22 protein-coding genes and 3 tRNA genes are annotated in these 26,577 nt (G+C 69.0%); 10 read left to right on the top strand and 15 right to left on the bottom strand.

Features of this window, described 5'->3' with window-relative positions:
• Positions 1 to 20 precede the first annotated feature (20 nt).
• A complete protein-coding gene (leuC, locus tag ACQP1V_RS38205) occupies positions 21 to 1,409 on the bottom strand; it encodes a 3-isopropylmalate dehydratase large subunit (RefSeq protein WP_387414657.1) in 1,389 nt (462 codons plus the stop codon).
• A 137-nt stretch (positions 1,410 to 1,546) separates the two neighbouring features.
• Here leuC and ACQP1V_RS38210 point away from each other — a divergent pair, with 137 nt between their 5' ends.
• Together ACQP1V_RS38210 and ACQP1V_RS38215 are read left to right on the top strand one after the other, a co-directional pair.
• A complete protein-coding gene (locus ACQP1V_RS38210) occupies positions 1,547 to 2,263 on the top strand; it encodes an IclR family transcriptional regulator (protein ID WP_387414658.1) in 717 nt (238 codons plus the stop codon).
• Between the two features lie 36 nt (positions 2,264 to 2,299).
• Positions 2,300 to 4,000 carry a hypothetical protein gene (locus ACQP1V_RS38215; RefSeq protein ID WP_433415684.1) on the top strand — a complete coding sequence of 567 codons (1,701 nt, stop codon included), beginning with the start codon at positions 2,300 to 2,302 and terminating at the stop codon, positions 3,998 to 4,000.
• A 122-nt stretch (positions 4,001 to 4,122) separates the two neighbouring features.
• Here ACQP1V_RS38215 and ACQP1V_RS38220 read toward each other — a convergent pair whose 3' ends face one another.
• From ACQP1V_RS38220 to ACQP1V_RS38240, 5 genes are all read right to left on the bottom strand, one after another.
• Positions 4,123 to 4,620 (bottom strand): PaaI family thioesterase, encoded by a 498-nt coding sequence (locus tag ACQP1V_RS38220; RefSeq protein ID WP_433415687.1) that lies wholly within the window; start codon positions 4,618 to 4,620, stop codon positions 4,123 to 4,125.
• A 51-nt stretch (positions 4,621 to 4,671) separates the two neighbouring features.
• Positions 4,672 to 5,658: a redoxin domain-containing protein gene (locus ACQP1V_RS38225; protein WP_433415690.1), complete on the bottom strand. Its 987-nt coding sequence runs from the start codon at positions 5,656 to 5,658 to the stop codon at positions 4,672 to 4,674.
• Between the two features lie 141 nt (positions 5,659 to 5,799).
• Positions 5,800 to 5,872 (bottom strand) — tRNA-Glu (locus tag ACQP1V_RS38230).
• Between the two features lie 10 nt (positions 5,873 to 5,882).
• A tRNA-Glu gene (locus ACQP1V_RS38235) sits at positions 5,883 to 5,958 on the bottom strand.
• Between the two features lie 64 nt (positions 5,959 to 6,022).
• Positions 6,023 to 6,094: transfer RNA gene (locus ACQP1V_RS38240), tRNA-Gln, on the bottom strand.
• 170 nt (positions 6,095 to 6,264) lie between these two features.
• Here ACQP1V_RS38240 and ACQP1V_RS38245 point away from each other — a divergent pair.
• Positions 6,265 to 8,244 carry a M3 family metallopeptidase gene (locus tag ACQP1V_RS38245; RefSeq protein WP_387414663.1) on the top strand — a complete coding sequence of 660 codons (1,980 nt, stop codon included), beginning with the start codon at positions 6,265 to 6,267 and terminating at the stop codon, positions 8,242 to 8,244.
• Between the two features lie 103 nt (positions 8,245 to 8,347).
• Here the strand turns inward: ACQP1V_RS38245 and ACQP1V_RS38250 are convergent, their stop codons facing one another.
• Entirely contained in the window at positions 8,348 to 8,941 is a 594-nt protein-coding gene (locus ACQP1V_RS38250; protein WP_433415694.1) for a PadR family transcriptional regulator, read from the bottom strand.
• A 54-nt stretch (positions 8,942 to 8,995) separates the two neighbouring features.
• On the opposite strand from ACQP1V_RS38250, the gene ACQP1V_RS38255 reads away from it, so the two are divergent.
• Positions 8,996 to 10,243 carry an MATE family efflux transporter gene (locus ACQP1V_RS38255; RefSeq protein WP_433415697.1) on the top strand — a complete coding sequence of 416 codons (1,248 nt, stop codon included), beginning with the start codon at positions 8,996 to 8,998 and terminating at the stop codon, positions 10,241 to 10,243.
• 17 nt (positions 10,244 to 10,260) lie between these two features.
• On the opposite strand, the gene gltX is transcribed toward ACQP1V_RS38255, so the two are convergent.
• Positions 10,261 to 11,631, bottom strand: a complete 1,371-nt coding sequence (gltX, locus tag ACQP1V_RS38260; protein WP_084258335.1) for a glutamate--tRNA ligase — start codon at positions 11,629 to 11,631, stop codon at positions 10,261 to 10,263.
• Positions 11,624 to 12,394, bottom strand: a complete 771-nt coding sequence (locus ACQP1V_RS38265) for a fumarylacetoacetate hydrolase family protein (protein WP_387414671.1) — start codon at positions 12,392 to 12,394, stop codon at positions 11,624 to 11,626. The genes gltX and ACQP1V_RS38265 overlap by 8 nt, the downstream gene beginning before the upstream one ends.
• Positions 12,395 to 12,547: 153 nt before the next feature.
• Between ACQP1V_RS38265 and ACQP1V_RS38270 the strand changes: the two genes are divergently transcribed.
• Entirely contained in the window at positions 12,548 to 12,931 is a 384-nt protein-coding gene (locus tag ACQP1V_RS38270) for an antibiotic biosynthesis monooxygenase family protein (protein ID WP_433415701.1), read from the top strand.
• A gap of 7 nt (positions 12,932 to 12,938) precedes the next feature.
• Here ACQP1V_RS38270 and ACQP1V_RS38275 read toward each other — a convergent pair whose 3' ends face one another.
• Together ACQP1V_RS38275 and ACQP1V_RS38280 are read right to left on the bottom strand one after the other, a co-directional pair.
• Positions 12,939 to 14,036 (bottom strand): IS630 family transposase, encoded by a 1,098-nt coding sequence (locus tag ACQP1V_RS38275; RefSeq protein WP_433415704.1) that lies wholly within the window; start codon positions 14,034 to 14,036, stop codon positions 12,939 to 12,941.
• A 97-nt stretch (positions 14,037 to 14,133) separates the two neighbouring features.
• Positions 14,134 to 14,478 (bottom strand): VOC family protein, encoded by a 345-nt coding sequence (locus tag ACQP1V_RS38280; protein WP_067125456.1) that lies wholly within the window; start codon positions 14,476 to 14,478, stop codon positions 14,134 to 14,136.
• A 236-nt stretch (positions 14,479 to 14,714) separates the two neighbouring features.
• Here ACQP1V_RS38280 and ACQP1V_RS38285 point away from each other — a divergent pair, with 236 nt between their 5' ends.
• Positions 14,715 to 16,400: a heparinase II/III family protein gene (locus tag ACQP1V_RS38285; protein WP_433415706.1), complete on the top strand. Its 1,686-nt coding sequence runs from the start codon at positions 14,715 to 14,717 to the stop codon at positions 16,398 to 16,400.
• 251 nt (positions 16,401 to 16,651) lie between these two features.
• Here the strand turns inward: ACQP1V_RS38285 and cimA are convergent, their stop codons facing one another.
• Entirely contained in the window at positions 16,652 to 18,226 is a 1,575-nt protein-coding gene (cimA, locus tag ACQP1V_RS38290; RefSeq protein ID WP_433415709.1) for a citramalate synthase, read from the bottom strand.
• 325 nt (positions 18,227 to 18,551) lie between these two features.
• Here cimA and ACQP1V_RS38295 point away from each other — a divergent pair, with 325 nt between their 5' ends.
• A complete protein-coding gene (locus ACQP1V_RS38295; RefSeq protein WP_433415712.1) occupies positions 18,552 to 19,205 on the top strand; it encodes an O-methyltransferase in 654 nt (217 codons plus the stop codon).
• Positions 19,206 to 19,419: 214 nt separating this feature from the next.
• On the opposite strand, the gene ACQP1V_RS38300 is transcribed toward ACQP1V_RS38295, so the two are convergent.
• From ACQP1V_RS38300 to ACQP1V_RS38310, 3 genes are all read right to left on the bottom strand, one after another.
• Complete coding sequence (locus tag ACQP1V_RS38300) at positions 19,420 to 20,511, bottom strand: branched-chain amino acid aminotransferase (RefSeq protein WP_433415715.1); 1,092 nt, start codon at positions 20,509 to 20,511, stop codon at positions 19,420 to 19,422.
• 137 nt (positions 20,512 to 20,648) lie between these two features.
• The gene (locus ACQP1V_RS38305) at positions 20,649 to 21,695 is read right to left on the bottom strand and encodes a 3-isopropylmalate dehydrogenase (protein WP_433415718.1); all 1,047 of its coding nucleotides are present in this window, start codon (positions 21,693 to 21,695) and stop codon (positions 20,649 to 20,651) included.
• Positions 21,696 to 21,741: 46 nt separating this feature from the next.
• The gene (locus ACQP1V_RS38310; RefSeq protein ID WP_433426094.1) at positions 21,742 to 22,680 is read right to left on the bottom strand and encodes an ROK family protein; all 939 of its coding nucleotides are present in this window, start codon (positions 22,678 to 22,680) and stop codon (positions 21,742 to 21,744) included.
• Positions 22,681 to 23,115: 435 nt separating this feature from the next.
• On the opposite strand from ACQP1V_RS38310, the gene ACQP1V_RS38315 reads away from it, so the two are divergent.
• Genes ACQP1V_RS38315 through ACQP1V_RS38325 form a run of 3 tightly spaced genes read left to right on the top strand, consistent with a single transcriptional unit; the run spans position 23,116 to position 26,114 of the window.
• On the top strand, positions 23,116 to 24,207 hold the full coding sequence (locus tag ACQP1V_RS38315) for an ABC transporter substrate-binding protein (RefSeq protein WP_433415721.1): 1,092 nt from the start codon (positions 23,116 to 23,118) through the stop codon (positions 24,205 to 24,207).
• Positions 24,208 to 24,927 carry an ATP-binding cassette domain-containing protein gene (locus tag ACQP1V_RS38320; RefSeq protein WP_433415725.1) on the top strand — a complete coding sequence of 240 codons (720 nt, stop codon included), beginning with the start codon at positions 24,208 to 24,210 and terminating at the stop codon, positions 24,925 to 24,927.
• Complete coding sequence (locus ACQP1V_RS38325) at positions 24,924 to 26,114, top strand: sugar ABC transporter permease (RefSeq protein WP_433415728.1); 1,191 nt, start codon at positions 24,924 to 24,926, stop codon at positions 26,112 to 26,114. Before ACQP1V_RS38320 ends, ACQP1V_RS38325 begins: the two co-directional genes overlap by 4 nt.
• Positions 26,115 to 26,577 lie beyond the last annotated feature (463 nt).

Below are 26,577 nucleotides of genomic sequence, written 5' to 3' on the forward strand. Positions count from 1 at the left end.
TGGTCTTCCTCGAAAAGGGCCTAGGCCAGGTCTGCGGGAGCGGTCAGCTTGCCGGTGACGGCGGTCGCGGCGGCGACCTGCGGGGACACCAGGTGGGTGCGACCCCCCTTGCCCTGACGGCCCTCGAAGTTGCGGTTGGAGGTGGACGCGCTGCGCTCACCCGGCTTCAGCGTGTCGGGGTTCATACCGAGGCACATCGAGCAGCCCGCCTCACGCCACTCGGCGCCGGCGTCCTTGAACACCTGGTCCAGGCCCTCCTCCTCGGCGGCCTTCTTGACCAGCATGGAGCCGGGCACGATCAGCGTGCGGGTGACGACCGTGCGGCCGCGCAGGATGTCGGCGGCGGCGCGCAGGTCCTCCAGCCGGCCGTTGGTGCAGGAGCCCACGAAGACGGTGTCCACGGGGACCTCACGCAGCGGCGTCCCGGCGGTCAGACCCATGTACTCCAGGGCGCGCTCGGCGGCGGACCGCTCGATCGGGTCGTCGAACTCCTCCGGCGAGGGGACGGCCGAGCCCAGCGGAGCGCCCTGGCCCGGGTTCGTGCCCCAGGTGACGAACGGCGTCAGCGTGGAGGCGTCGATCTCCACGACCTTGTCGAAGACGGCGTCGTCGTCGGTGCGCAGGCTCTTCCAGTACTCGACGGCCGCGTCCCAGGCCTCGTCGGCCGGCGCGTGCGGGCGGCCCTTGAGGTAGGCGAAGGTCGTCTCGTCCGGAGCGATCATGCCGGCCCGGGCGCCCGCCTCGATCGACATGTTGCAGACGGTCATCCGGCCCTCCATGGAGAGCTTGCGGACAGCCTCGCCGCGGTACTCGACGATGTAGCCCTGGCCGCCGCTGGTGCCGATCTTCGCGATGATGGCGAGGATCAGGTCCTTGGCCGTGACGCCCACCGGCAGCTCGCCGGTGACCTCGATGGCCATGGTCTTCGGCCGGTACGCGGGCAGCGTCTGGGTGGCCAGCACGTGCTCGACCTCGGAGGTGCCGATGCCGAACGCGATGCCGCCGAAGGCGCCGTGCGTGGACGTGTGCGAGTCACCGCAGACGATCGTCATGCCGGGCTGGGTCAGGCCGAACTGCGGGCCGATGATGTGGACCACGCCCTGGCCGGCGTCGCCCATGGGGTGCAGCCGGATGCCGAACTCGGCGGCGTTCTTGCGCAGCGTCTCGACCTGGGTGCGCGACACCGGGTCGGAGATCGGGCCGAGCACGGTCGGGACGTTGTGGTCCTCGGTCGCGATGGTGAGATCGGGCCGCCGCACCGTACGCCCCGCCATGCGCAGGCCGTCGAACGCCTGCGGGCTGGTCACCTCGTGGATGAGGTGGAGATCGATGTACAGCAGGTCCGGCTCGCCGTCGGCACGCCGCACGACGTGCTGCTCCCAGACTTTCTCGGCCAGTGTGCGACCCATGGTTGTGACGCCTCCTTGCGTTCGACCTCCCGACGTCTCTCATCATGAGACGGAAATATCGGGATATGGACAAGCCTACCGGGTAATCCGGGCTATTGTGGTTTGCGTCTCGGATCGCGAGACGGCAGTATCGGGGGATGGACAACTCTAGCGGAGTCGGAGTTCTCGACAAGGCCATCCTCGTTCTCAACGCCCTGGAAGCGGGGCCTGCTTCCCTGGCGCAGCTCGTCCAGGCGACCGGCCTCGCCCGGCCGACGGCGCACCGCCTCGCCGTCGCCCTTGAGCACCACCGCATCGTCTCCCGCGACACGCAGGGGCGTTTCGTCTTGGGACCCCGGCTCTCAGAGTTGTCCACGGCCGCCGGCGAGGACCGTTTGCTCGCCGTCGCCGGGCCCGTTTTGACCCATCTGCGCGACCTCACCGGGGAGAGCGCCCAGCTCTACCGGCGCCAGGGTGACGAGCGCGTGTGCGTGGCCGCCGCCGAGCGCGCGAGCGGCCTGCGCGACACCGTACCCGTCGGGTCCGCGTTGCCGATGACCGCGGGCTCGGCCGCGCAGATACTGCTCGCTTGGGAGGAGCCCGACCGGCTGCACCGCGGCCTGCGCGGCGCGAAGTTCACCGCCGCCACGCTCGCCAGCGTACGCAGGCGAGGATGGGCGCACAGCGTGGGAGAGCGCGAGCAGGGCGTCGCGAGCGTCTCGGCCCCCATCCGGGGCGCGGGCGGCAAGGTCATCGCCGCGGTTTCCGTGTCCGGACCGATCGAGCGGCTCACCCGCACGCCGGGCCGGATGCACGCCGCCCCCGTCGTTGCCGCCGCGGAACGGATCACCGAGGCGATGCGACGCGCTAACTGATTAGAGAGCATGCCCGGTTAGCCCTAGGCTGGCGGGGTGACAGACCGCATTGAGGCAGCCGCCGCTGAACTGCGTCCACTGCTGCAGGAGTTCATCCTCTGGGCTCCCGCCAACGCTCCGGGCACCGATACCGACCTGGTCGGCCCGGCCGTTCTCTGGCATCGCCTGGATGTCCGCGACAACGTGGGGCTGTGGAAGGCGGGCGACCTGCGCGCCGTCCTGCTTGAGCGCATTCCGCAGGTCGTCGAGGACCCCGATGAGGCCGCCGACGGCATGGTCCCCGCGCTGCGGTCCTATCTGACGTTCCTGTCCGAGACCGGCCGCCTGGCGACGGGGTCGGCCTCGGTGGACGTCCTCCTGTCCGAGCTCGACGAGATCGAGGACGACTTCATCGAGGCGATGGAGGACGTGCTCGCCGAGCGCGACTGGGACGAGGAGGAGGACGAGTTCGAGGACGACGAGGACGAGAGCCTCGGCGACTTCGAACCCTTCGCCGACGAGATCGCCGACCTGCCCACGATCCGGTTGCGTCCGGACACCGAGCTGGCGGCGGCGGCCCGCGAGGTCACGCTCATCGCCCAGGCCCGCGATCTCGCGCTCTGGGTCGGCTCCGGCCGCAAGGTCGGCGAGGAGACCCTGCTCACCGAGGAAGAGGTCAAGGAGGCGGTGCTCAGCGTCGGGCTGAGCGACGCCCAGTCGCTGTGGAACCTCTGGAACCTCGCCATCGACCTGGAGTTCCTCGCCCCTGACGATGACGACACGGTCAGCGTCGACCCCGACACCGCCGCCTGGCCGTTCGAGGACGACGACGACGTGCTCGACGCCTGGCTGCTCGGCCTCCACTCGATCGACTACGGCGACCCCGAGCTGGACGACGACGATCTGACCCTCGCCCTGTCGGGGCTGACCCGCGCGCTGCTGGTCCGCGTGCTGGTCAACGGCGGCTCACGCTCCCTCGGAGAGCTGCGCGGGGAGCTGGCCGAGGCGACCGGCGAGTACGACGATCTCGGCGCCGACGCCTGGACCGCCGCCGGCGACCCGCTGGCGCCGGTGCTCGCCTGGCTGACCGGCTACGGCATGGTGACCGTCGAGGGCGACGAGGTGCGCCTCACGCCTCTCGGCGTGGAGGGCGTGGTCCACATGGTGGACGACGCCGACATCGACATCGACGCCCGGCCCGCCATCGACGCGATGACCGCGCTCGACCTGCTGACGCTGAGCGCCGACCTGCCGGAGGAGGAGGCGGACGCGGAGTTCGCCGCCTGGCTCGACCTGCGTGACCCGGCCCGGGCCGCCACCGAGCTGCTCGAAGCCGCCGCGGAGGACGAGGCCGACGCCCTGGTCCGGGTGCAGGCCGCCAGCCTGGTCGGCGCCCTCGGCGAGGTGGCCGTGCCCGCCTGGACCGAGGCGCTCAAGGTGCCCTCGCTCCGGCCGTACGCCGCGACGCACCTCGCCCAGCTGGACGTCGAGGACGCGCCTGAGCCCACCCAGGCCGACACGCACTGGCTCATCCTCGACATGTGGACGATCTCGGCGGGCCTCGGCCGCGCGGAGTTCGTCAGCAGCCTGCACGACATCGGCCCCGCGCAGCAGATCATCGGCCTGCTCGACGTGATCTGGAAGGTGCCGCACCCGCACCTGGAGGAGCTGCTCGAAGCCGTCGCCGAGGCCCATCCGGACAAGCAGGTGGGCAAGGCCGCCAAGCGGGCACTCTTCAAGGCCCGGTCGCGCGGCTAGGCGGCGTCCACGGCCCCCGAAGGGCACGGAGAAGGGGACACGATCCGGCGGGGTCGTGTCCCCTTGTCATGTCCGCGACGACCGCCGCCCGGAGCCGGTCCCCGTTCCCGGCGGCGGGACCATCAGCGCATCGCGAAAACGGCGCACGTCGTCGTGCCGTGCGCGTACAGCTTGCCGTCGTCCGAGCCGACCAGCCGCCCCTCGGCGGTCGCGACGCTCCGGCCCACATGGAGGGCTTTCGCCTCGCACCGCAGAAGCCCGGTGTGCGCGAAGGCCGGGCGGACCATGTGCACGTTCAACTGGGTGGTCGTGTAGGCCGTCCCGGCCGGGAGCATGGTCATGACGGCGCATCCGAGGGCCGAGTCGAGCAGGGTGGCGAAGTAGCCCCCGTGCACGGAGCCCATCGGGTTGTACTGGTGCTCTCCCGTCTCCCCCTCGAAGATCGCCGCCCCGGGCTCGACCTTCAGCAGCGTGAAACCCATCGTGCCGGCGATCGGCGGAGCGGCGATCAGGCCGTCGAGCATGGCCTGGAGGAACTCCAGGCCGCTCAACTCCGCGACGTCCCCCGGCAATGTCGGCGGGGCCCAGCTGTGCGTGCGCGAGCGCAGTGTCGTGGTCATGAGTCTGATTTTGGAACCCAGGTGCCGCGCACCGCAACCCGCCCCATCACGTCACCGCTCCCCCGCCCAGTCGGGCAGCGGCCGGTAAATCGGCGTCCCACTCGCTTCAAGCTCGGCGCGAAGCCGGAAGTAGCCGTCCCCGAACGGATCCACACCGTCGAGCGGCATCAGCCCCCGGCGGATGGCGACGTCGTGCGGCGCCAGCTCGGCCGCCCGGCGGGCGTGCCCGCGCGCCGCGTCCGCGCGTCCGCGGCGGAACAGCCAGGCGGCGAGGCGCGCGTGCAGCCGGGCCAGCCGCTCCTCCTCGGTCGGGAGGCGCAGGTGCTCCCGTACGGCCTGCTCGGACAGACCGGACTCGCCCTCGACGACCCACCGGCGCAGGGCCGCCGTGGCGGCCTCGGAGGAGAGCCCGTTCATCTCGCGGAAGGTGTCGGTGGCGGTCATGGTGTCCTGCGGCCGGGCCACCCGCCCCTCCTCGTCGATCCACACGACGGTCGGGACGTTGATGACGCCGTACATCTCGGCGACGGCGCCTTCCGTGTCGACCAGCGCCGGGTGGGTCACGTCCTCGATCCACGGGGCGGCGTCATCGCGGTTCCGGTCGAGTGAGACGCTGACCACGCTGAAGCCGTCCGGGGACAGCTCGCGGTGCAGCAGCTCCCAGGCGGGCAGGTCGTAGCGGCAGCCGCACCACGACGCCCAGAAGACGAGCGCCACCTTGGTGCCGCGGAGGCCGTCGAGACGGAAGCCGTCCAGCTCGAACTCCGGAGCCTCCTCGGGACTGATCATCCGCGCGTCACCGACCGCGATCAGCCTCTCATCGTGGTCGACCACGACGCCGCGCCCGAGCAGCCCGGCGAACGCGACCAGGTCGGTGCCGGCGGCGGTCTCGGCGGCCGCGGCCCGGAAGGCCGGTATGCAGGCGTCCCCCAGGCACCAGCCGTGCGGCTTGCGCTCCCAGCCGAGGACCTTCTCTCCGGCCGGGACGGTCAGACCCGGGACGACCTCATCGCGGCCGTCCGACAGCAGTGTGAACATCCCCACACACCTCCAATTAGATAGTCCAGCTCTCCAATTATTGGATAGCGGCACTGTCCAGTCAACCGCGCTGGGATCCGGAGATGGAACCACGACAAACGAAAAACCCCCGGAACGAATGTTCCGGGGGTGGAGAAAAGGTAGTCCCGAGCGGATTCGAACCGCCGCTACCGCCTTGAGAGGGCGGCGTCCTGGGCCACTAGACGACGGGACCTCGCAGTGTGTGGTAGTCCCGAGCGGATTCGAACCGCCGCTACCGCCTTGAGAGGGCGGCGTCCTGGGCCACTAGACGACGGGACCGTACACACTGTGATCGGACCGGGGGGAACCCGAATCCGTAGCATCTCCCGAAGGAGGGATGCAGCTGGGGTACCAGGACTCGAACCTAGACTAACTGAACCAGAATCAGTCGTGCTGCCAATTGCACTATACCCCATCGTTTCGCTTGCCCCTTGGGGCTCGCTGGCGACTCCGAAAGAATAGCCCAGCTTGCGGCTCACCACCAAAACGATTGCCCGCGTGGCTCCTCATCGCTGCTCACGACCCTGCTGTGCCAGGCTGAGAAGAGCCACCAGCGTCGAGAACAGCGATGAGGAGCAGCCCCCGATGTCCCAGACGGCGAACCCGTTTCTGAGCCCCAGCTCCCTGCCGTACCAACTGCCTCCCTTCCAGGAGATCCGGGAGGAGCACTACGTCCCGGCGTTCGAGCAGGGGATGGCCGAGCATCTCGCCGAGATCGCGGCGATCGCGGACAACTCCGAGCCGCCGACCTTCGAGAACACGATCGAGGCTCTGGAGCGGTCCGGCCGGCTCCTCGACCGGGTCTCGACGGTCTTCTTCAACCAGGCGTCCTCCGACGCCACGCCGGGCGTCCAGGAGATCGAGAAGGACATCACGCCCAAGCTGTCCACGCACGGCGACGCCATCCACCTGAACCCGCGGCTGTTCGCCCGCATCCGGGCCGTACAGGCGGCGGACGGGGAGCAGCAGTGGCTCCTCGACCGCTACCTCACCGACTTCATCCGGGCGGGAGCCGAACTGGGCGAGGAGGAGCAGGCGCGGCTCAGGGAGCTCAACGAGGAGCTGTCCACCCTCGCGACCACCTTCCACCAGAACCTGCTCGCCGACACCAACGCGCGGGCGGTCGCCGTCGAGGACGTCGCCGAGCTCGACGGGCTCTCCCCCGACGCCGTACAGGGCCTCCAGGAGACCGCCAAGGAGCGGGGGCTGGACGCCGGCTACCTGGTCACCCTCACCCTGCCCACCCGCCAGCCCGCGCTCGCCGAGCTCACCCACCGGGAGCTGCGTGAGCGGATCCACAAGGCGTCCGTCGGCCGCGGGGCGGACAACGCCGAGCTGATCACTCGGATCGCCACGTTGCGCGAGGAGCGGGCCAAGCTGCTCGGCTACGCCAACCACGCCGAGTATGTCCTCGCGGACCAGACGGCCGGATCCACGCAGGCGGTCACCGAGATGCTCGGCCGGCTCGTCCCGCCGGCCGTGGCCAACGCCCGCAAGGAGCAGTCCGACCTGGAGGAGATCGCCGGGCACCCGATCCAGCCGTGGGACTGGGAGTTCTACGCCGGCAAGGTGCGCAAGGCCCGGTACGACATCGACAGTTCCCGGATGCGCCCCTACTTCGAGCTGAACAGCGTCCTGGAACGCGGCGTCTTCTACGCGGCGCAGCGGCTGTACGGCCTCACCTTCCGGGAGCGGGCGGACCTGCAGGGCTACCACTCGGACGTCCGGGTCTTCGAGGTGTTCAACGAGGACGGCTCGCCGCTCGGCCTGTTCCTCGGGGACTTCTTCGCCCGCGCCGCCAAGCGCGGCGGGGCCTGGATGAACAGCCTGGTCAAGCAGTCGGACCTGGACGGCACCCGCCCGGTCGTGGTCAACAACCTCAACATCGTCAAGGGCGAGCCGACCCTGCTGACCTTCGACGAGGTCAACACGATGTTCCACGAGTTCGGCCACGCCCTGCACGGCCTGTTCTCCGACGTCCGCTACCCCCGGGTCTCCGGTACGGCGGTGCCGAGGGACTTCGTGGAGTACCCCTCGCAGGTCAACGAGATGTGGGCGACCGACCCGGAGATCCTGGCGAACTACGCCAAGCACTACGAGACCGGCGAGCCCATGCCGCAGGAGCTCGTGGACCGGATGCTGGAGTCGCAGAAGTTCAACCAGGGCTTCGCCTCGGTCGAGTACCTCGCCGCGACCCTGCTGGACTGGGCCTGGCACACCTCCTACACGGGCGGCGACGCCGAGACCTTCGAGGCCGAGGCGCTGCGGAACGCGGGCGTGGACCTGCCCGCCGTGCCGCCGCGCTACCGGAGCACCTACTTCGCGCACATCTGGTCGAGCGGCTACAGCGCGGGCTACTACTCCTACATCTGGAGCGAGGTCCTCGACGCCGACACGGTCGAGTGGTTCAAGGAGAACGGCGGGCTGCGCCGGGAGAACGGCGACCGGTTCCGGCAGCGGCTGCTGTCCAAGGGCGGCAGCGTGGAGGCCCTGACGGCGTTCCGCGACTTCCGGGGCCGTGACCCGCAGATCGAGCCCCTGCTCGCCCGCCGCGGCCTTCTCTGACGCCGTACCTGATCACGCGTGGGCTCGCGGTCCCGTCACGCCGCGAGCCCTTGTGATCGCCTGGATCTCCGATCGCCGGGCTCGCACGGCTCAGCGAGCGCGCTCACGGATGGCGTACGGACAGGTCGGGAGATGGGTCGGGGATTTCGGCCGGACCGGGGCCTGGTTCAGCGAGATCGGCGATGGCGCTCTTGAGCCAGGCCTTCTCCACGGCTCCGATCTCGCGGGCCATGACCAGCATGCCGTGGCGGAAGCGGTCGGCGACCTCCCTGGCCCTGACCGGCTTTCCCGAACGGTAGAAGAAGCTCGCGGGCGCCTCCAGGAAGTCCAGCCGCCGCCGGAGCACCGTTACCTGGTCCTCCCGGGGAAGCGCCGACAGGAACGTCAGCAGCGCGAAGAACCGCGACTGGTCACTGATCTCCAGGTCGGACGGCTCGCGTAGCCGGCGGAACAGCTCCTCCCGGCCCTTGCCGGTGAGTGAGAGCACATGCCGCCGCGCCGCGGCGGCCCCTTCCTCCTCGCGCCGGTCGACCAGGCCCGACCTCTCCAGCCGGGTGATCGCCGGGTAGAGCGCGCCGTCGCTGACCGGACGGACATGCCCGCTCAGCCCCGCGATCCGCTGCTTGAGCTCATATCCGTGCATCGGCTCCTCGTTGAGGAAGCCGAGGATCGCCAGCGCCAGCTCCCCGCTTGCCATGGGCGCATCGTATCGCTATACCTCTAATCGATATAGCTCGAATCGAGGTATGGAATGAAGCTCATCCGATTGGCCTTGCCCGTCTACGTCGAGTTGCTGACCGCTGTCGTGGCCGTCGGCCTGATCGACACGTTGTGGGTCTCGGGGCTGGGCAGTACGGCGGTCGCCGCCGTCACGATCGCCACCACCACCGAGCACCTGGCCCTGGGCGTGATCCTGGCCCTCACGACGGGCACGACCGTGTTGGTCGGCAGGCGGGAGGGCGAATCACCTCTCACGCCGGTGATTCGTACCGCGTGGGTCCTGTGGGCGCTGTTCGGCTTCGTGGTGGCCGTGCCGGGCGTTCTCTTCCGCGAACCGCTGGCGCGGCTCTTCACCGGAGACGCCGCTACCGTTGCCCTCGTCTCGGACTTCTTCCTGGTGTCGCTCCCCGCGGTCCCGGTCTTCTTCGCTCAGACGCTGGTGGACGGGATATTCAAGGGGCTCGGCGACATGGCGACGCCGATGCGGACCGCGCTGCTCTGCAACGCGCTGGTCATCGGGCTCGATCCCCTGCTCATCTACGGCTTCGACCTGGGGGTGCGTGGCGCCGCGCTGGCCACGGTCCTGGCCCGGCTGGTAACGCTGGCGGTGGCGGCCACCCTGCTCGTGCGACGGCTGCCACGCGAACGGCCGCCGCGCGCGCACCGCATGGTGAACCGAGCCGACGGCGTGGACCTCCTGCGCACGGGCCTGCCGATGTCCGGCGACTTCCTGGCGCGCAGCCTGACCGGCATGGCGATGACCGGCCTGGTGGGCGCGCACGGCGTTCCCGCGCTGGCCGGCTACGGCATCGGCCTGAAGATCATGCTGGCCGGGACGATGGCCTTCTACGCGCTGCGCCAGGCGGCGATGATCCGGACGGCGCGAGGTGGTGGCGCCGCCACCGGCACATCACTGCGGCTCGGCCTGGCCGCCGGCGTCGTCACCGCGCTCATCCTCAACATGTGTGCGGTGCCGGCGGCCGCCCTCTTCACCGACGATGCCACGGTGGCCGGGGCGACCGTGTGGTTCCTGCGGTGCATGAGCCTTTATCTGGTGCCGTTCGGCGGGCTCATCGCCATGGGCGGGGCGCTCCAGGCAAGCGGAAGGGGCGGCAGGCTGCTCACCGCCACGCTGGCGGGTTTCGCGGTCCAGCTGCCCCTCGCCGCGCTGCTGAGCTCCTCGTCGCTGGGCGTCACCGGCCTCTGGCTCGCGATGGCCGCCGGGGCGGCCCTCTCGCTGGCGCTCACGATGACGCTGACGCGGCGGCCGACCGGATAGCCGGCCGGCCGCCGCGTTCAGGAGAGCTTCGACAGAGCCGTACGCAGCCGCTCCAGGGAGCGCTCGCGGCCGAGGACCTCGATCGACTCGAACAGCGGGAGGCCGACCGTACGGCCGGTGACGGCCACGCGGACCGGCGCCTGCGCTTTACCCAGCTTGAGGCCGTGCGCGGCGCCGACCTCCTCCAGAGCGGTCTTGAGCGACTCGGGGTCCCAGTTCACGTCCTGCAGCCGCTCGGCGTAGTCGTTGAGGATCTCGGTCGCGCCCGGCTTCATCGCCTTGTCCCACGACGCCTGGTCATGAACGGGGACCTCCAGGAAGAGGAAGTCCACGTTCGCGGTGACCTCGGACAGCACCGCGATGCGGGTCTGGACCAGCTCCGCCACCCGGGCGAAGGTCGTCCGGTCCCAGCTCGGGTCGAGCCAGGGGTCGCAGCGCTGGATGAAGACGTCGAGGGGCAGCGCCCGGATGTACTCGCCGTTGAAGGCGCGCAGCTTCTTCTCGTCGAAGAACGCCGGGGACGGGTTCACGTCCTCCAGACGGAACATCGGCATCATCTCCGACCACGGCATGATCTCGCGGTCGTCGCCGGGGCCCCAGCCGAGCAGCATGAGGTAGTTGACCATCGCCTCGGCAAGGTATCCCTCGTCGCGGTAGGACTCCAGGGCCACCTTGTCGCGCCGCTTGGACAGCTTCTGCCGCTTCTCGTTGACGATGACCGGGACGTGCGCCCAGACCGGCGGCGTGGCGCCCATCGCCTCCCACAGGAGCTGCTGCTTGGGCGTGTTCGACAGGTGCTCCTCCGCGCGCATGACGTGGGAGATCCGCATCTCGATGTCGTCGATCACGTTGGCGAGGTTGAACAGCGGCGACCCGTCGGCGCGCACGATGACGAAGTCTTCCATGGCCGCGTTCGGGAACTCGACCCGCCCGCGGACCAGGTCGTTCACCACGGTCACGCCCTCGTCCGGCGTGTGGAACCGCACCGCGCCCTCGGTGAGGCCGCGGTCCCGGCAGAAGCCGTCGTAGCCCTGGTGCTCCGAGCCCGTCCTGGCCTTCACGTCGTCACGCGTGCAGGTGCAGTGGTAGGCCTTGCCGTCCTTGAGGAGCTTGGCCGCCGCCTCGCGGTGCTGCGCCTCGTACGCGGACTGGAAGTAGGGGCCCTCGAAGTGCGGGGAGTCGCCGCTGATGCCGATCCAGGCGAGCGCGGAGATGATGCCCTCGGTCCACTCGGGCCGGTTGCGCGCCGCGTCGGTGTCCTCGATGCGGAGCACGAACGTGCCCCCGGACTGTTCGGCGAGCGCCCAGTTGTAGAGCGCGGAACGGGCGCCGCCGACATGGAACATGCCGGTCGGCGAGGGCGCGAAGCGGACACGCAGGTCAGTCACGAGAGATCACCCGGTTGGTGAGAGTTCCGATTCCTTCGATGCCGACGCTGACCTCGTCACCGACGGACAGGGGCCCGACGCCGGCGGGGGTGCCGGTCAGGATGACGTCGCCGGGCAGCAGCGTCATGACGGCGCTCACGTACGCGACGAGCGCCGGGATGTCGTGCAGCAGGAGCGAAGTGCGCGCGCTCTGCCGGAGCTCGCCGTTCACGCTGGTCGTGAGGGCGAGGTCGCCCGGGTCGAGGTCGGTCTCGATCCACGGGCCGATCGGGCAGAAGGTGTCGAAGCCCTTGGCCCTGCTCCACTGGCCGTCCCGCTGCTGCAGGTCGCGCGCGGTCACGTCGTTGGCGCAGGTGTACCCGAAGATCACCTCATGCGCCCGCTCCACCGGCACGTCCCGGCAGAGCCGCCCGATGACCACGGCCAGCTCGCCCTCGTAGTCGACCCGCTGCGACAGCTTCGACGGGTACGCGATGGCCTCGCCGGGGCCGACCACCGAGGTGCTCGGCTTGAGGAAGATGAGCGGCTCCTCCGGCGCCTCACCTCCCATCTCGCGCGCGTGGTCGGCGTAGTTCTTGCCGACTGCGACGATCTTGCTGGGCAGCATCGGCGCGACGAGCCTGACCTCGGCGAGCGGATATCTGTCCCCGGCGAACTCGACACCGCCGAAGGGGTGCCCGTCGACCCTGGCGACGACCTCGCCGCCTTCTTCAACCACGCCGAAGGCGACACCGTCGCCTTTGGAGAACCTCGCGATACGCACGGTCACAAGGCTAGTGCCGCTTGCCGATTGCTCACGTACCTCTCCCCCGGCTTGTGGCACCCCGAGGGATGGAAGGCCGTGGCGCGTCCCGGGGGCGAACCGCACGGCTCGTAGTGTGGCCGTGTCGGAATTCATCCACGGGAGGAGCCCGCGATGTCGGTCGTGAAGATCAACGTGTTGACGGTGAGCGCGGAGATGCGCGAGGAGTTGGAGCAGCGCTTCGCCAACCGCGCTGGCATGGTGGAGGCGGCCGACGGGTTCGAGTGGTTCGAGCTGCTCCGGCCGGTCGAGGGCACGGACCGGTACATGGTCTACACGCGCTGGCGCAGCGAGGAGGACTTCCAGCGCTGGCAGAGCAGCCGGGCCTTCCAGTCCGGCCACGCGCAGGCCGCCGCCGAGGCCGGCGCGCAGGGCCACGGTCACGGTCACGGGCACGGGCCGGGGCAGGGTCACGGGCACGGCCAGGGTCCGGCCGCGTCCGCGTCCGAGATCTGGTCCTTCGAGGTCGTGCAGAGCGCCTCGCCCAAGCGCGACTAGTGGCCCGTCACGCAACCTTGGCCGGGTAACTCGTCCAGCTTCTGATCGGTGAGCTGGCAGCGAAGTTGGTCTTGGGCTCGGCTCGGGCGTTGCGCCAGCGCACGTAAGCGCCGATCGCCGCGTTCTGCTCGTCATGGGTGCGGTGGTCGGTGCCGTTCAGCGCGTAGTAGCGCAGCGCGGCGAACTCTGATTCGATCCAGTTCAACCAGGAGCCGTAGGTCGGCAGGAACACCAGCTCAACATCGTTGTCAGCAGCCCAGGTGCGGACCTGGGGATGCTTGTGCGGCGAGTAGTTGTCGGCGATCACATACAGCTTCTCGCCAGGCCAGCGGGCCCGCAACGTCTTGAGGAACGACAGGTATTCGCGCCAGCGCTTGCGCTTGCGGATCCGGTAGTACAGCTTGCCGGTGGCCAGGTCGAGCGCGGCGATCATGTGCATGACGCCGTTGTAGCGGTTGTAGGTGGCACGCAGCCGGGCCGGTGAACCCGCCGGCCGCCACCGCTTGCCCTTTCGAGGCATCAGGTTCAACGGCCCGAACTCATCGACGCAGATCACCCGCCCATCGGCGGGCGGGTGATCGTAGAGGTCCAGGACGCGCTGCATCTTGGCGATGAAGTGCGGGTCGGTGGAGGACTTCCACGTCGTGGTGGTCTGCCAGCTCACCCCGCCTTTACGGAGGATTCGCCGCAGGTGCTCGCGGCTGATCGCCGCCACCACCCCGCGAGTGATGAGGTGCTCGGCCAGGGTGCGCAGGCTCCAGGTGGAGTGTCCGGTGATGCCCCATTCGGCGGGGACCGTCTTGGCGATCAGGCAGATGTGTTCACGCACCTGGCTACTGATCGCTCGCGGACGGCCCCCGCTCCATTTTGGGTCCAGTGCGTCGAACCCCTTCTCGTTGAAGGCGTGGATGACATCCCGCACGTAGTCGTCGCTGACCTGCATCAACGAGGTGATGTCCGGGACGCTTTGGCCTTGGCCGGACATCATCACCACGATCGCCCGCCGCAGCTTGACCGGATCCTTCGCGCTCCGCGTGATCCGCTGCAGCTTGCGGCCTTCCTCCATGGTTAACGGCCGGACGAACACTTCCGGTCGGCGAGCCACGACCACCTCCCAACGTTGAAGAGGTAGCCAGCCTGACGGGTTCACCACCGGAGATCAATTACCCGTCCAAGATTCGGTGACGGGCCACTAGACGCGCCTATACGGCGGTGGGGTGGCGGGGCTCGTACAGGCCGATCTCGGCGCCGCCGGGCAGGCGGAACCCGGTGACCAGGCCGTACCCCTCGTCACCGACCTCCCGGGTGAACGTCACGCCCTTGGCCGTCAGTTCGCGGACCGTGTCGGCGATCCGGTCGCACATCAGGTAGAGGTCGAACATCGGCCGGTCCCGGGTGGGATGCACCCCCAGTTCGGCGGGCGGCAGGCGGAAGATCAGCCAGCCGCCCCCGGCGTCGACGTTCCGCAGTCCGAGCACGTCTCGGAGGAAGGCCCGGTCGGCGTCCGGGTCGTGGCTGTACAGCAGCCAGTGCGCACCTTTGATCATGGCTTCCTCCTTTCTGGGACTCCTTCCCGGACCGTCCCTGTATGAGGTCAAGCGTCCAGCGGGTTCACGGCAAGTCGCGCACAGATCCCCCGCACCGGACGGAACACATCGGGTCGCGCGGGCCGGGCGGCATGCCCCTTACATCCTGCTAACAATGACCATCTACGACTTGACCGATAACGGGCATTCGGCCAGCATGATCACCCTCTCCCGTCCGTGCCCCGGAAGGATCTTGCGTGCGTACCCGCGCTCGAGCCCTCGGTCTGATCTCCGCGCTGGCCCTCACCGGCGGCGCGTTCGCCGCCGTGCCCGCCGAGGCCTCCCAGTCCGCCGAGACCCCCACCCGTACGCCCGAGTGCCAGGGGGACTGGCTGCCGGGGACGCCGACCTCCGAGGACGTGATGAGCGGGCAGCTCTCCTTCCTGGACCGCCCGGCCGTCAAGATCGGCGCAAAGATCGACTGGAAGCTGGACCCGTACAAGAGCCGGTCGTGGCAGATGGTGTTCCAGTCACTGCGGTGGATGGGGCGGCTGGTGGCCGACTACGAGACCACCGGCAAGCAGGCATACCTCACCCGCGCGACCGAGATCGCCAAGGACTGGGTCGAGAAGAACCCCTACGGCGGCCGGAGCACCAACAAGTACGCCTGGAGCGACCACCCGACCGCGCTGCGCGCCCCCGCGCTGGTCTGCCTGAGCAGGTACGTCCCCGACGCCTGGCTCAAGAACAGCCTCGCCGTACACGCGAAGCTGCTGGCCGACCCGCGCCTCTACAAGGCCGGGCACAACCACGGGCTCGACCAGGACATCGGCCTCCTGCGCATCGGCTGCCGCTACAACCAGAAGGGTTGGAAGGACCTCGCCCTCTCCCGCATGGTCAAGTCGATGAAGCTCGACATCGACTCCGAGGGATCGCTGAGGGAACAGGCCCCGCGGTACGCGATCTACGTGCACGACCGGCTGCGCGTCGCGACGGACACCATCAAGGACTGCGGCCTCAAGGTGCCCGACGACCTCGCCAAACGCTGGGACGGCCTGCCCAAGCACATCAGCGCCGCCACGCAGCCCAACGGGTACATGGTGCCGCTCGGGGACGGCGCGCCGGACGTCCAGCCCGCCGGGTTCGCCCACTCCTCCGAGACCGTGCAGGTGTTCAAGGCCGGCTACGTCTTCGGCCGTACGGCCTGGGGCGATCCGCAGTCGGCCTACTACTCGATCAGGTTCGGGCCGGGCCTGAAGTTCCACGGCCATGAGGACCACCTGGGTGTGACCTACTACGCCCAGGGCCGTGACGTGCTGACCGAGGCGGGGTTCCACTCCTACGAGAACACCCCGTACCGGCGCTGGACGATGACACCCGAGGCGCACAACATCCCCGTCGTCGTGGGGAAGCCGTTCCACGGCCGCACGCCGACGTCGCTGGTCCGCCGCTCGATCGGCAAGGACCGTCAGTCGTTCACGCTGACCGACAAGGCGTACGGCGTCAGCCGTACCAGGGCGGTGCTCGTGAACCACGACCAGGACGTCATGGCGGTGCTGGACACGACGGGCGGCGGCAAGGTGCGCAATCTGTGGCACTTCGACCCGTCGCTGAAGGTGTACTCCAACGGCGGCGGCCGCGTCGTGGTCGGCGAGGGGTCGTGGCGGGCGACGCTGGTGCAGCTCGCCCTGCCCTCATGCAAGCCGATCGGCGGCCAGAAGGTGGTCCGCGGCCAGACCAACCCCTACCAGGGGTGGATCTCCCCCGCCTACATGAAGAAGGTCGCCGCCCCGGCTGTGATCTCGCCCGCGGCCTCGTCACTGCTCACGATCGTCGTGCCCGGCACGGCGAAGCCCGAGGTGAGCTGCTCGGGCCGTTCGGTGATCGTCCACACCTCCGACGGCCCGACCAGCTTCAAGATCTCCGGCTCCGACCTCGTCTGATCCCCCGCCACCTTCACGACGGGAGATTCAGACGAGGTCCCCACCACCGCCTTAAAGAGGCCCCCGAGCCCGCCGAGCGCTAACAATCACTACGGCGCCGGACCATCACGCTCGGGGCGCGGCGGTGTCTGGACTGAGGAACGAGCGGGGAGCGAGGGACGAGCGACCCCGAGTGACGAGGGAAGACATCGCCTCAAGGCGCACCGAGCCCGCGCGAGCGAAGCGAGCGCCAATAGACACAGCGAGCGCGATCAGGCGCTGTAACCGGCGCGGAGGAGTCCGTAGGTGACAGCCTGCTCCAGGGCCTGCCAGGACGCCTCGACGATGTTCTCGGCGACGCCCACGGTGGACCAGTCGCCGGTGGCGTCGCTGGAGGTGATGAGCACCCGGGTGATGGCGTCGGTGCCGTGGGTGCCCTCCAGGATGCGGACCTTGAAGTCGATGAGCTCCACCCCGGCGAGCTCCGGGTAGAGCTTCTCCAGCGCGAGCCGTACGGCCTTGTCGAGGGCGTTGACGGGGCCGTTGCCCTCGCCGGTGGCGACGATCCGCTCGCCCTTGGCGTGCAGCTTGACCGTGGCCTCGCTCGCTACCTCGCCGGTCGGGCGGCGCTCGACGATGACCCGCCAGGACTCGACGGAGAAGTGGCGCCGGCGCTCGCCGGTGACGGTGTCGCGCAGCAGCAGCTCGAAGGACGCGTCGGCGGCCTCGAAGGTGTGCCCGCGTGACTCCAGCTCCTTGACGCGCTCGACAAGCTGGCGGGACTGGTCGGAGGTCAGGTCGTAGCCCAGCTCCTTGCCCTTGAGCTCCACCGAGGCCCGGCCCGCCATGTCCGAGACGAGCATGCGCATGTCGTTGCCGACCCTGGACGGGTCGATGTGCTGGTAGAGGTTGGGGTCGACCTTGATGGCCGAGGCGTGCAGGCCCGCCTTGTGCGCGAAGGCCGACGTCCCGACGTACGGCTGGTGTGAGTTGGGCGTGACATTGGTGACCTCGGTGATCGCGTGCGCGATGCGGGTCATGTCCCGCAGCGACTCCGGGGGTACGAGGTCGAACCCCTTCTTGAGCTGGAGGTTCGCCACAACCGTGAACAGGTTGGCGTTGCCCGAGCGCTCGCCGTACCCGTTGGCGCAGCCCTGCACGTGGGTGGCGCCGGCCTTGACGGCGGCCAGCGTGTTGGCGACGGCGCAGCCGGTGTCGTCGTGGCAGTGGATGCCGACGCGCGCGCCGGTGGAGACGGCGGCGTGGACGACGTCGGCCAGCTCGTCGGGGAGCATCCCTCCGTTGGTGTCGCAGAGAGCGATGACGGACGCCCCGGCCTCGGCCGCCGTACGGAGGACCTCCAGTGCGTAGGCCGGGTTGGAGGCGTAGCCGTCGAAGAAGTGCTCGGCGTCGAGGAAGACGCGCTGGCCCTCCGCACGCAGGTGGGAGACGGTGTCGCGGATCATCGCGAGGTTCTCCTTGAGCGTGGTGCGGAGGGCCAGCTCAACGTGCCTGTCGTGACTCTTCGCGACGAGTGTCACAACGGGTGCGCCGGATTCGCGCAACGCGGCCACCAGAGGGTCGTCGGCGGCCTTCACTCCGGCCCGGCGGGTCGCGCCGAACGCGGCGAGTTGCGCATGCTTCAGGTCGAGCTCTGTCTGAGCCCGCCGGAAGAACTCGGTGTCCTTCGGGTTCGCGCCTGGCCAGCCACCCTCGATGAAGCCGACACCGAGGCCGTCCAGATGACGAGCGAGGGCCAGCTTGTCGGCGACCGTGAGGTTCAAGCCTTCCTGCTGGGCCCCGTCACGCAGTGTCGTGTCGTACACGTGGAAGCGGTCATCGGCCATTTCTTGGTTTCTCCTTCGCGGGGTGGTCCTCGCCGCGCGCGCTCATCGCTCGTTCTGTGCCGGAAAACACAAAAGACCCCTCACGGACGTGAGAGGTCTGCGCGCTGGCGTTGTCCTGATGTCAGCCAGCGCGCCTGCCGATAATGAGCAGACCGTAGAACATGGTGCCTTGAAGTCTGCCACATGCCGTGACCCGGCCGGTACATTCGTCTCACGATCCGAGACATCAATCTTGTGTTACGACTTACACCCTATGTGAGCTGGAAAGATGCCAAGCCCGACGGGATCTCGGATCTCCGGCTGGGCGTGGAACTAAGGTGATGCCATGAAGGCCGAGAACTTTGTCGACGCTGCCGTCGCCGCGTACACCGTCGAGCACACCACCCCGCCCGACGACGTACTGCTCAACCTGGCCGAGGAGACGGCGAGGCTGACCGGCGGCGACGCCGTCATGCAGATCGCCCCGGAGCAGGGGACGCTGCTCACCATGCTCGTGCAGGTCAGCGGCGCCCGCCGGGCCGTGGAGGTCGGCACGTTCACCGGCTACTCGTCGATCTGCATCGCCCGTGGCCTGCCCGAGGACGGCCGGTTGATCGCCTGCGACGTGAGCGAGGACTGGACGTCGGTCGCGCGACGCCACTGGGAGAAGGCGGGCGTGGCCCACAAGATCGAGCTGCGTCTCGGGCCGGCGGCGGACACGCTGCGCGCGATGCCCGAGGAGGCGAGCTTCGACTTCGCGTTCATCGACGCGGACAAGCGGGGATACCGCGCGTACTACGAGGAGATCCTGGCCCGGCTCGCCCCCGGCGGGATGATCTGCGTGGACAACACCCTGCAGAGGGGCGCGATCGTGGACCCCGGCGCGGGCGGCAACGTGCCGGCGATGCGGGAGTTCAACGACTTCGTCGCGAGCGACGATCGAGTGACGACCGCCCTGCTCCCGGTCGCCGACGGCCTCACCCTCATCCGCAAGATCTGACATCCCGGAACTCCAGGTACACGGCCAGCTTTGCGATTACATTACGTGTCGCGCCAATCGCGCTGTGCCGTCCACCTGGAGGGGATGCAGCCGTACGTTCCACTCCGCCTGATGGAGGTACGCCAGGGAGCCCGGCGAGGGTGAGGTCGCCGGGCTCCTGTCATGTCGTACTCAGAGCCGTCGGGCGCGCGTTTATGGCGCGCCTGCGACCGCGTCAGCAGACCTTGTGGATCCAGCTGTGCGTGTCGGGGCGGGTGCCGTACTGGATGCCGATGAGCTCCTCGCGGATCTTCTGGGTGACCTGGCCGGGGGTGCCGTCACCGATCGTCCAGGAGCGGTCGGCGCCCTTGACGCTGCCGATCGGGGTGACCACGGCGGCGGTGCCGCAGGCGAAGGCCTCGGTCAGCTCGCCCGACTCACACCCGGCCTGCCACTCCTCGATGGAGAGCCGGCCCTCCTCGGCCTTCAGGCCCAGGTCGGCGGCGAAGGTGAGGATCGAGTCACGGGTCACGCCGGGCAGGAGCGTCCCGGTGAGCGAGGGGGTGAGCAGCCGGTCGCCGAAGACGAAGAAGATGTTCATCCCGCCCATCTCCTCGACGTAGCGGTGCTCGTGCGCGTCGAGCCACACGACCTGGTCGCAGCCTTGCTCGACGGCCTGGCGCTGGGCGACGAAGGCCGCCGCGTAGTTGCCTCCGCACTTGGCGAAGCCGGTGCCTCCGGGAGCGGCGCGGGTGTACTCCGTGGACAGCCAGACCGAGACCGGCTTGATCCCGCCGGAGAAGTACGGCCCGGCGGGAGAGGCGATCACCATGTAGCGGAACGTCTTCGACGGGTAGTTCACGCCGAGCCCGACCTGGGTGGCGATGATGAACGGCCGCAGGTACAGGCCGTGCCCCTCGGTCGTCGGCACCCACTCCTTGTCCGTCTGGACGAGCAGATCCAACGACTCGACGAACACTTCCTCGGGCAGTTCGGGCATCGCCATCCGCTGGGCGGACTTGTTGAACCTGGCCGCGTTGGCGTTCGGCCGGAACGACACGACGGACCCGCTCGCCTGGCGGTACGCCTTGAGCCCCTCGAACAGCTCCTGGGCGTAGTGGAACACCGCCGTCGCCGGGTCCAGAACCAACGGCCCGTACGGTTCCAGCCGCGCATCATGCCAGCCGCGGCCTTCGGTGTAGTCGATGGAGATCATGTGATCGGTGAAGGTCTGCCCGAAGCCGGGGTTCGCCAGTACCTGCTCACGCTCGGCCGCGGTCCGGGCCTGCTGGTTGAGCTGCACGTCGAAGCTGAGCTGGCTGGTCATGTGCCGCGATCCTTCTCTCTATGTCGCACATTCATTGTGCGACCTACGGGAAACCTTAGGCATAAAAGAGGGTACGAAAAAGCGCATGGCGGCCCTAACCAGGCCGCCATGCGCAAAGACGGGGTGAGCGGCCCGGCTCAGCCGGCTACTCGGGAGGCGATGTCGTCGCCGATTTCACGGGTCTGCCTCGTGGCCCGGGCACCCTGGCGCTCGACGAGGTCCTCGGCGACCGCCCGCTCGACCTTCTCCGCGGCGGCGGTGAGGCCGAGGTGGTCGAGGAGCATGGCGATGGACAGGATGGTGGCCGTCGGGTCGGCCTTGCCCTGGCCCGCGATGTCGGGGGCGCTGCCGTGGACCGGCTCGAACATCGACGGCGCGGTCCGGTCCGGGTTGATGTTGCCGCTGGCGGCCAGGCCGATGCCACCGGCCACCGCCGCGCCGATGTCGGTGATGATGTCGCCGAAGAGGTTGTCGGTGACGATCACATCGAACCGCTCGGGCTGGGTGATGAAGAACATCGAGGCGGCGTCGATGTGGCAGTAGTCGGTCTCGACCTGGGGGTACTCCTGGCTGACCCGGGCGACCGTACGGGCCCACAGGTCACCCGCGTAGGTGAGGACGTTGGTCTTGTGGACCAGGGTGAGCTTCTTGCGCGGCCGCTGGGCCGCCTTCTCGAAGGCGTAGCGGACGACCCGCTCGACCCCGTAGGCCGTGTTGAGCGACTCCTGGGTCGCGATCTCGTGCGGAGTGCCGCGACGCAGCGTGCCGCCGGCTCCCGCGTACAGACCCTCGGTGCCCTCGCGGACGACGACCATGTCGATGTCCTCGGGGCGGGCCTTGCCCAGCGGGGTCTCCACGCCGGGGAAGAGCTTGACCGGGCGCAGGTTCACGTAGTGGTCGAGCTCGAACCGAAGCCTGAGCAGAAGGTCGCGCTCCAGGATGCCCGGAGGAACGCTCGGGTCGCCGACGGCGCCGAGCACGATGGCGTCATAGCCGCGCAACTCGTCCAGCACGGCATCGGGAAGGACCTCGCCGGTCGCGTGGTAACGCTTCGCTCCCAGGTCGTACTCGGTGGTCTCAACCTTGACACCGGCCGCGTTGAGGACCTTGAGTCCCTCGGCGACGACCTCGGTGCCGATCCCGTCCCCCGGGATCACTGCCAGACGGATGTTGCTCGAATCCATACGTGTACCTTACCGGCCCGTCTCGAAGATCGAACACAGCGTCTCACTATCCGGGCGGCGTCGCCGCCACCGCGCGCTCGAAGACGAGGTCACGGGCCGTGGCGAGACCGAACGCCAGGGCGCCGAGCAGAACCGCGTCGACACCCAGCGTGGACGCCTCGATCCGGGGCGGGCGCAACGCCGCCAGAACGGGAAGGCGCTCGGTCACGGGGCCGATGAGCAGATCGGCCGCCTGGGCTCCGATGCCACCGCCGAGCACGACCAGTTCCGGGTCGAGCACGGCGATGATCCCGGCGAGGGCGTGCGCCACGTGATCCGCCTCGATGGCGACGACCTTGAGCGCGGTCTCGTCGCCCGCCCTGGCCGCGTCGAAGACGTCTTTGGCGGTGGCCGCGATCATACCCAATCGGGCGGCCGCGGCGATCACGCCGTCGGCCGACGCGACCGACTCGAACATGCCACGTCCGGGGTCGGCTCGGGGATCGCCCTCGCCGACAGGCAGATACGAGATCTCCCCGGCCGCCCCTCGCGAGCCTCGGTAGAGCTTGCCGTCGATGACGACGCCCATGCCGATGCCGGTGCCGACGGAGACGTAGACGAAATGGGGAACGCCCTCGCCCAGGCCGTACGTGCCCTCCCCCACGGCGGCGAGGTCCACGTCGTTCTCCAGGATGTATGGGGACCCGGTGACCTCCGCGAGCCGTTCCACCGCGCCGGGCAGCTCCCAACCGGGCAGGTTGGGGGCGACGCGCAGCGCGCCCGTCTCCTTGTCGTGGATGCCCGGCATCCCGAAGACCGCCAGCGTGATGTCCCCGGGGGTGAGACCGGCTTCCGTGGTGAGCTCGGCCGCCATCCCGGAGAGCTGGGCGAGCAGGGCGTCGTAGCTCTCGGCCCGGGACGGCTCGTCCCTGCGCGCGACGATCTCGCCCACCAGGTCGGCCAGCGCGAGTCGTACGTAGGCGCGGCCGATGTCGACGGCCAGCACCCAGCCGGCCTGCGGGCGGATCTCGTAAAGCAGAGCGGCACGACCGGCGTTGCCCGTACGCAGCCCGACCGTGCGGACCAGCCTGGCACGCTCCAGATCCGCCAGGGCGACCGAGATCGTCGGTTTGGACAGGCCGGTGGCCTGGGCCAGCTCCGGCCGGGAGACCTTACCGAGCTGGAAGATCTCCGCGAACACGGCGCGCTCGTTCATCACGCGGAGCAGGCTGGTCGTGTTGGCGGTCCCGCCGCCCATGCTCAGCACATTCCCCAGAGTGGCATGCCCACTGCGGAAGGCGGGCCAGTTGATCACCAGTGGATCGCCCCGCACCATTCCGCTCCTCCGTGACGTGATCTCTCCGCAACCCCTGGCTATAGAGCTGATAGTAAATTACCTTACTTATCAACCCCCGGGGTCATAGAAAGGAATCCCGTTCCGATGCGACGAGGAATGCTGGCCATCTCCGTCGCGGCGCTTCTGTTCGGCGCTGCCTGCGGTAACAGCTCCACCACGGAGACGAACCCGTCCGAGGCCAAGGCGGGCGGCGCCGGCAAGACCATCGCCTTGTTCACGCCCGAGTCGAAGACGACGCGCTACGAGGCGTTCGACCGTCCGCTGTTCGAGGCCAAGGTCGGAGAGCTGTGCCCCGACTGCAAGATCCTCTACTCCAACGCCGACCAGGACGCCGTCAAACAGCAGCAGCAGGTCGAGGCCGCCCTCACGCAGGGGGCCGACGTACTCGTGCTCGACGCCGTGGACGCCGCGGCCGTCGCTCCGCTGGTCAACCAGGCCAAGCAGAAGAAGGTCCCCGTGATCGCCTACGACCGGCTGATCTCCGGCATCGACTACGAGTACTTCGTCTCGTTCAACAACGTCCGCGTCGGCGAGATGCAGGGCCAGGCACTGCTCGACGCGCTCAACGCCAACGGCACGGCGGACAAGGGGGAGATCGTGATGCTCCACGGCTCGCCCACCGACCCCAGCTCGGCCGACTACAAGAAGGGCGCGCACAACGTCCTCGACGGCAAGGTCAAGATCGGACGGGAGTTCGACACACCCGACTGGAGCCCCGACAAGGCACAGCAGGAGATGGAGCAGGCCATCACGGCGATCGGCCGCGACAACATCGTGGGCGTGCTGTCCGCCAACGACGGCATGGCCAGCGGCGCCATCGCCGCCATGAAGCGGGCCGGGTACAAGACCATGCCGCCGATCACCGGGCAGGACGCCGAACTGGCGGCCGTGCAGCGGATCCTCGGCGGCGAGCAGTACATGACGATCTACCTCAACATCCGGGCGGAGGCGGAGAAGTCGGCGGAGCTCGCGGTCGCGCTGGCCAAGGGCGAGAAGCCGGCGGCGCCCGACAAGGTGAACAACGGCACGGCGGACATCCCGTCGTTCCTGCTCGACCCCGTCGCGGTCACCGCGGACAAGATCGCCGACACCATCATCAAGGACGACTTCTACAAGGCGTCCGACGTCTGCACGCCCGAGCTCAAGGACGCGTGCGCCAAGGCGGGTATCCAGTAGATGATCTCGGCGAGAGCCATATCCAAGCGATATGGCGCGGTCCAGGCTCTCGAAGGGGTGAGCCTGGACCTCGCTCCCGGCGAGGTGGTGGCCCTGGTCGGGGACAACGGCGCGGGGAAGTCGACCCTGGTAAAGATCATCTCGGGCGCCGTCAGCCCGGACTCGGGCGGACTCTGCATCGACGGCGAGCCGGTGCACGTCGGCAACCCTCACGACGCTCAACGGCTGGGCATCTCGACCGTCTACCAGGACCTCGCGCTGTGCGAGAACCTCGATGTGGTGGCCAACCTCTTCCTCGGATCCGAGCGACGGAGGCTGTCGTTCCTCAACCACATCCAGATGGAACGATCCGCGCGTGACCTGCTCACCTCGCTCGACGTGCGCATCCGCGACATCCGGGTGCCGGTGGCCATGCTCTCCGGCGGCCAGCGCCAGTCCGTGGCCATCGCCCGCGCGCTGATCGGCGAGCCACGGCTCGTCATCCTCGACGAACCGACCGCCGCCCTGGGGGTCGAGCAGACCGCCCAGGTCCTCGACCTCATCAGGCGGCTCCGCGAGCGCGGCCTGGCGGTGCTACTCATCTCCCACAACCTCGCCGACTTGCGCGCGGTCAGCGACCGCGTCGTGGTCCTCCGCCTGGGCAGAAACGCCGGCGAGTTCCGTACGGCCGACGCCTCTCAGGAGGCGATCGTGGCCGCGATCACCGGAGCCGCAGCATGACGAACCCCACGGCGCCGGTGCGCAAGCCGTACACACCGAAGGAAGCCGTCGAACGACTGCGGCACGGGGACCTCGGCGCGTGGCCGGTGGCCGGCGCGCTGATCGTGATCGCGATCGTCTTCGGATCGCTCAACGAGCACTTCCTGTCCTCGGAGAACCTCACCAACCTGGCCCTCCAGATGGCGGCGACCGGGACTATCTCGCTCGGCATCATCATGGTGCTGTTGCTCGGCGAGATCGACCTGTCCGCCGGCTCCGTCAGCGGCCTGTGCGCGGTTGTCATGGCCATCCTGTCCGAACGGCTGCACTGGAATCCGCTCCTCGCGATCCTCGCCGCCCTGGTGGCGGGAGCTCTCGTCGGACTTCTGCACGGGCTGATGTTCACCCGGATCCGGATGCCGTCGTTCGTGGTGACGCTGGCGGGCCTGATCGGCTGGCAGGGCCTGCTGCTCTACCTGCTGGGATCGGGCGGCATCATCAACCTGCCCTTCGACGGATTCGTCGCGAAGCTGAGCGACACGTGGTTGCCCGCCTGGGCGGCCTGGACGCTGACCGCGGGGCTGGTGGCCGTCTACGCGGCGTCAGGGGTGATCAGCAGGCGACGGAGGGTCGCGGCGGAACTCCCGGTGACCGCCATGTGGTGGCTGTCCGCCAGGGTGGGCGGCCTCGCGGTCGTACTGGCGGGAGCCGTGCTCGTGATGTCCGCGGACCGCGGCGTTCCGCTCCTGCTGGTCATCTTCGGCACGCTGGTGGTGGTCCTCGACCTGATCCTTCGTCACACGACGTTCGGCCGGTGGATGTACGCGGTGGGAGGAAACGTCGAGGCGGCCCGCCGGGCGGGCATCAACGTGACACGGATCCGCGTGCTGGCGTTCGTGCTGTCGTCCGTGCTGGCGGCTTTCGGCGGCATCCTGTCGGCCAGCCGCCTGTCGGCCGTCAACCAGGGATCGGGCGGAAGCGACATCCTGCTCATGGCGATCGCCGCCGCGGTCATCGGCGGCACGTCGCTGTTCGGCGGCCGGGGGCGGACGTACGCGGCGCTGCTCGGCATCCTGGTCATCCAGTCGATCACCAACGGCATGTTCCTGCTGAGCGTCGACTCCTCCGTGCGGTACATGGTGACCGCCGCGGTCCTCGCCCTCGCGGTCGCCATCGACTCTCTGGCCCGGCGCGGCAACGCCACGTGAGCACCGGGGGGTCGGCTGCGGGGACCCCCCGATCTCACGGCGGTCCGGTGCGGTCAGCGCTGCGGAGACCCTCCGTTGTCACGGCGGTCGAGCGCGGTCTGCAGCGCGTCGGCGGCCTCGTCGCGGACGTCTTCTGGGCTGTTCCAGGGATACATGTCGTACATGACAGTCTCATTCGTACGTTGCGGAAACGGGACTGAACGGAATCCGGTCGCGGATCCGGAATCAGGGCGCCGCCGAGGACGCGGATCGCGCGCCTCAAGGCGGAAAGGGAAGTCACGACCGGCGCAGCGCCACACACCGCGGCGGGTCGGCCGACCTAGGTCAGGCCCCGCCGCGGCAGGTGATAAGTACGGACACCTGGCGCGTCATGTGCGAAAGCCTACCCCAGAATCTCGTAGGACGACCTAGTATCTCAATATTCGAGACAACCACCCCGAACCCGCGCGAGCGAAGCGAGCGC

Source organism: Microtetraspora malaysiensis (assembly GCF_050947145.1).
In the GTDB taxonomy this organism is placed as follows: domain Bacteria; phylum Actinomycetota; class Actinomycetes; order Streptosporangiales; family Streptosporangiaceae; genus Microtetraspora_A; species Microtetraspora_A malaysiensis.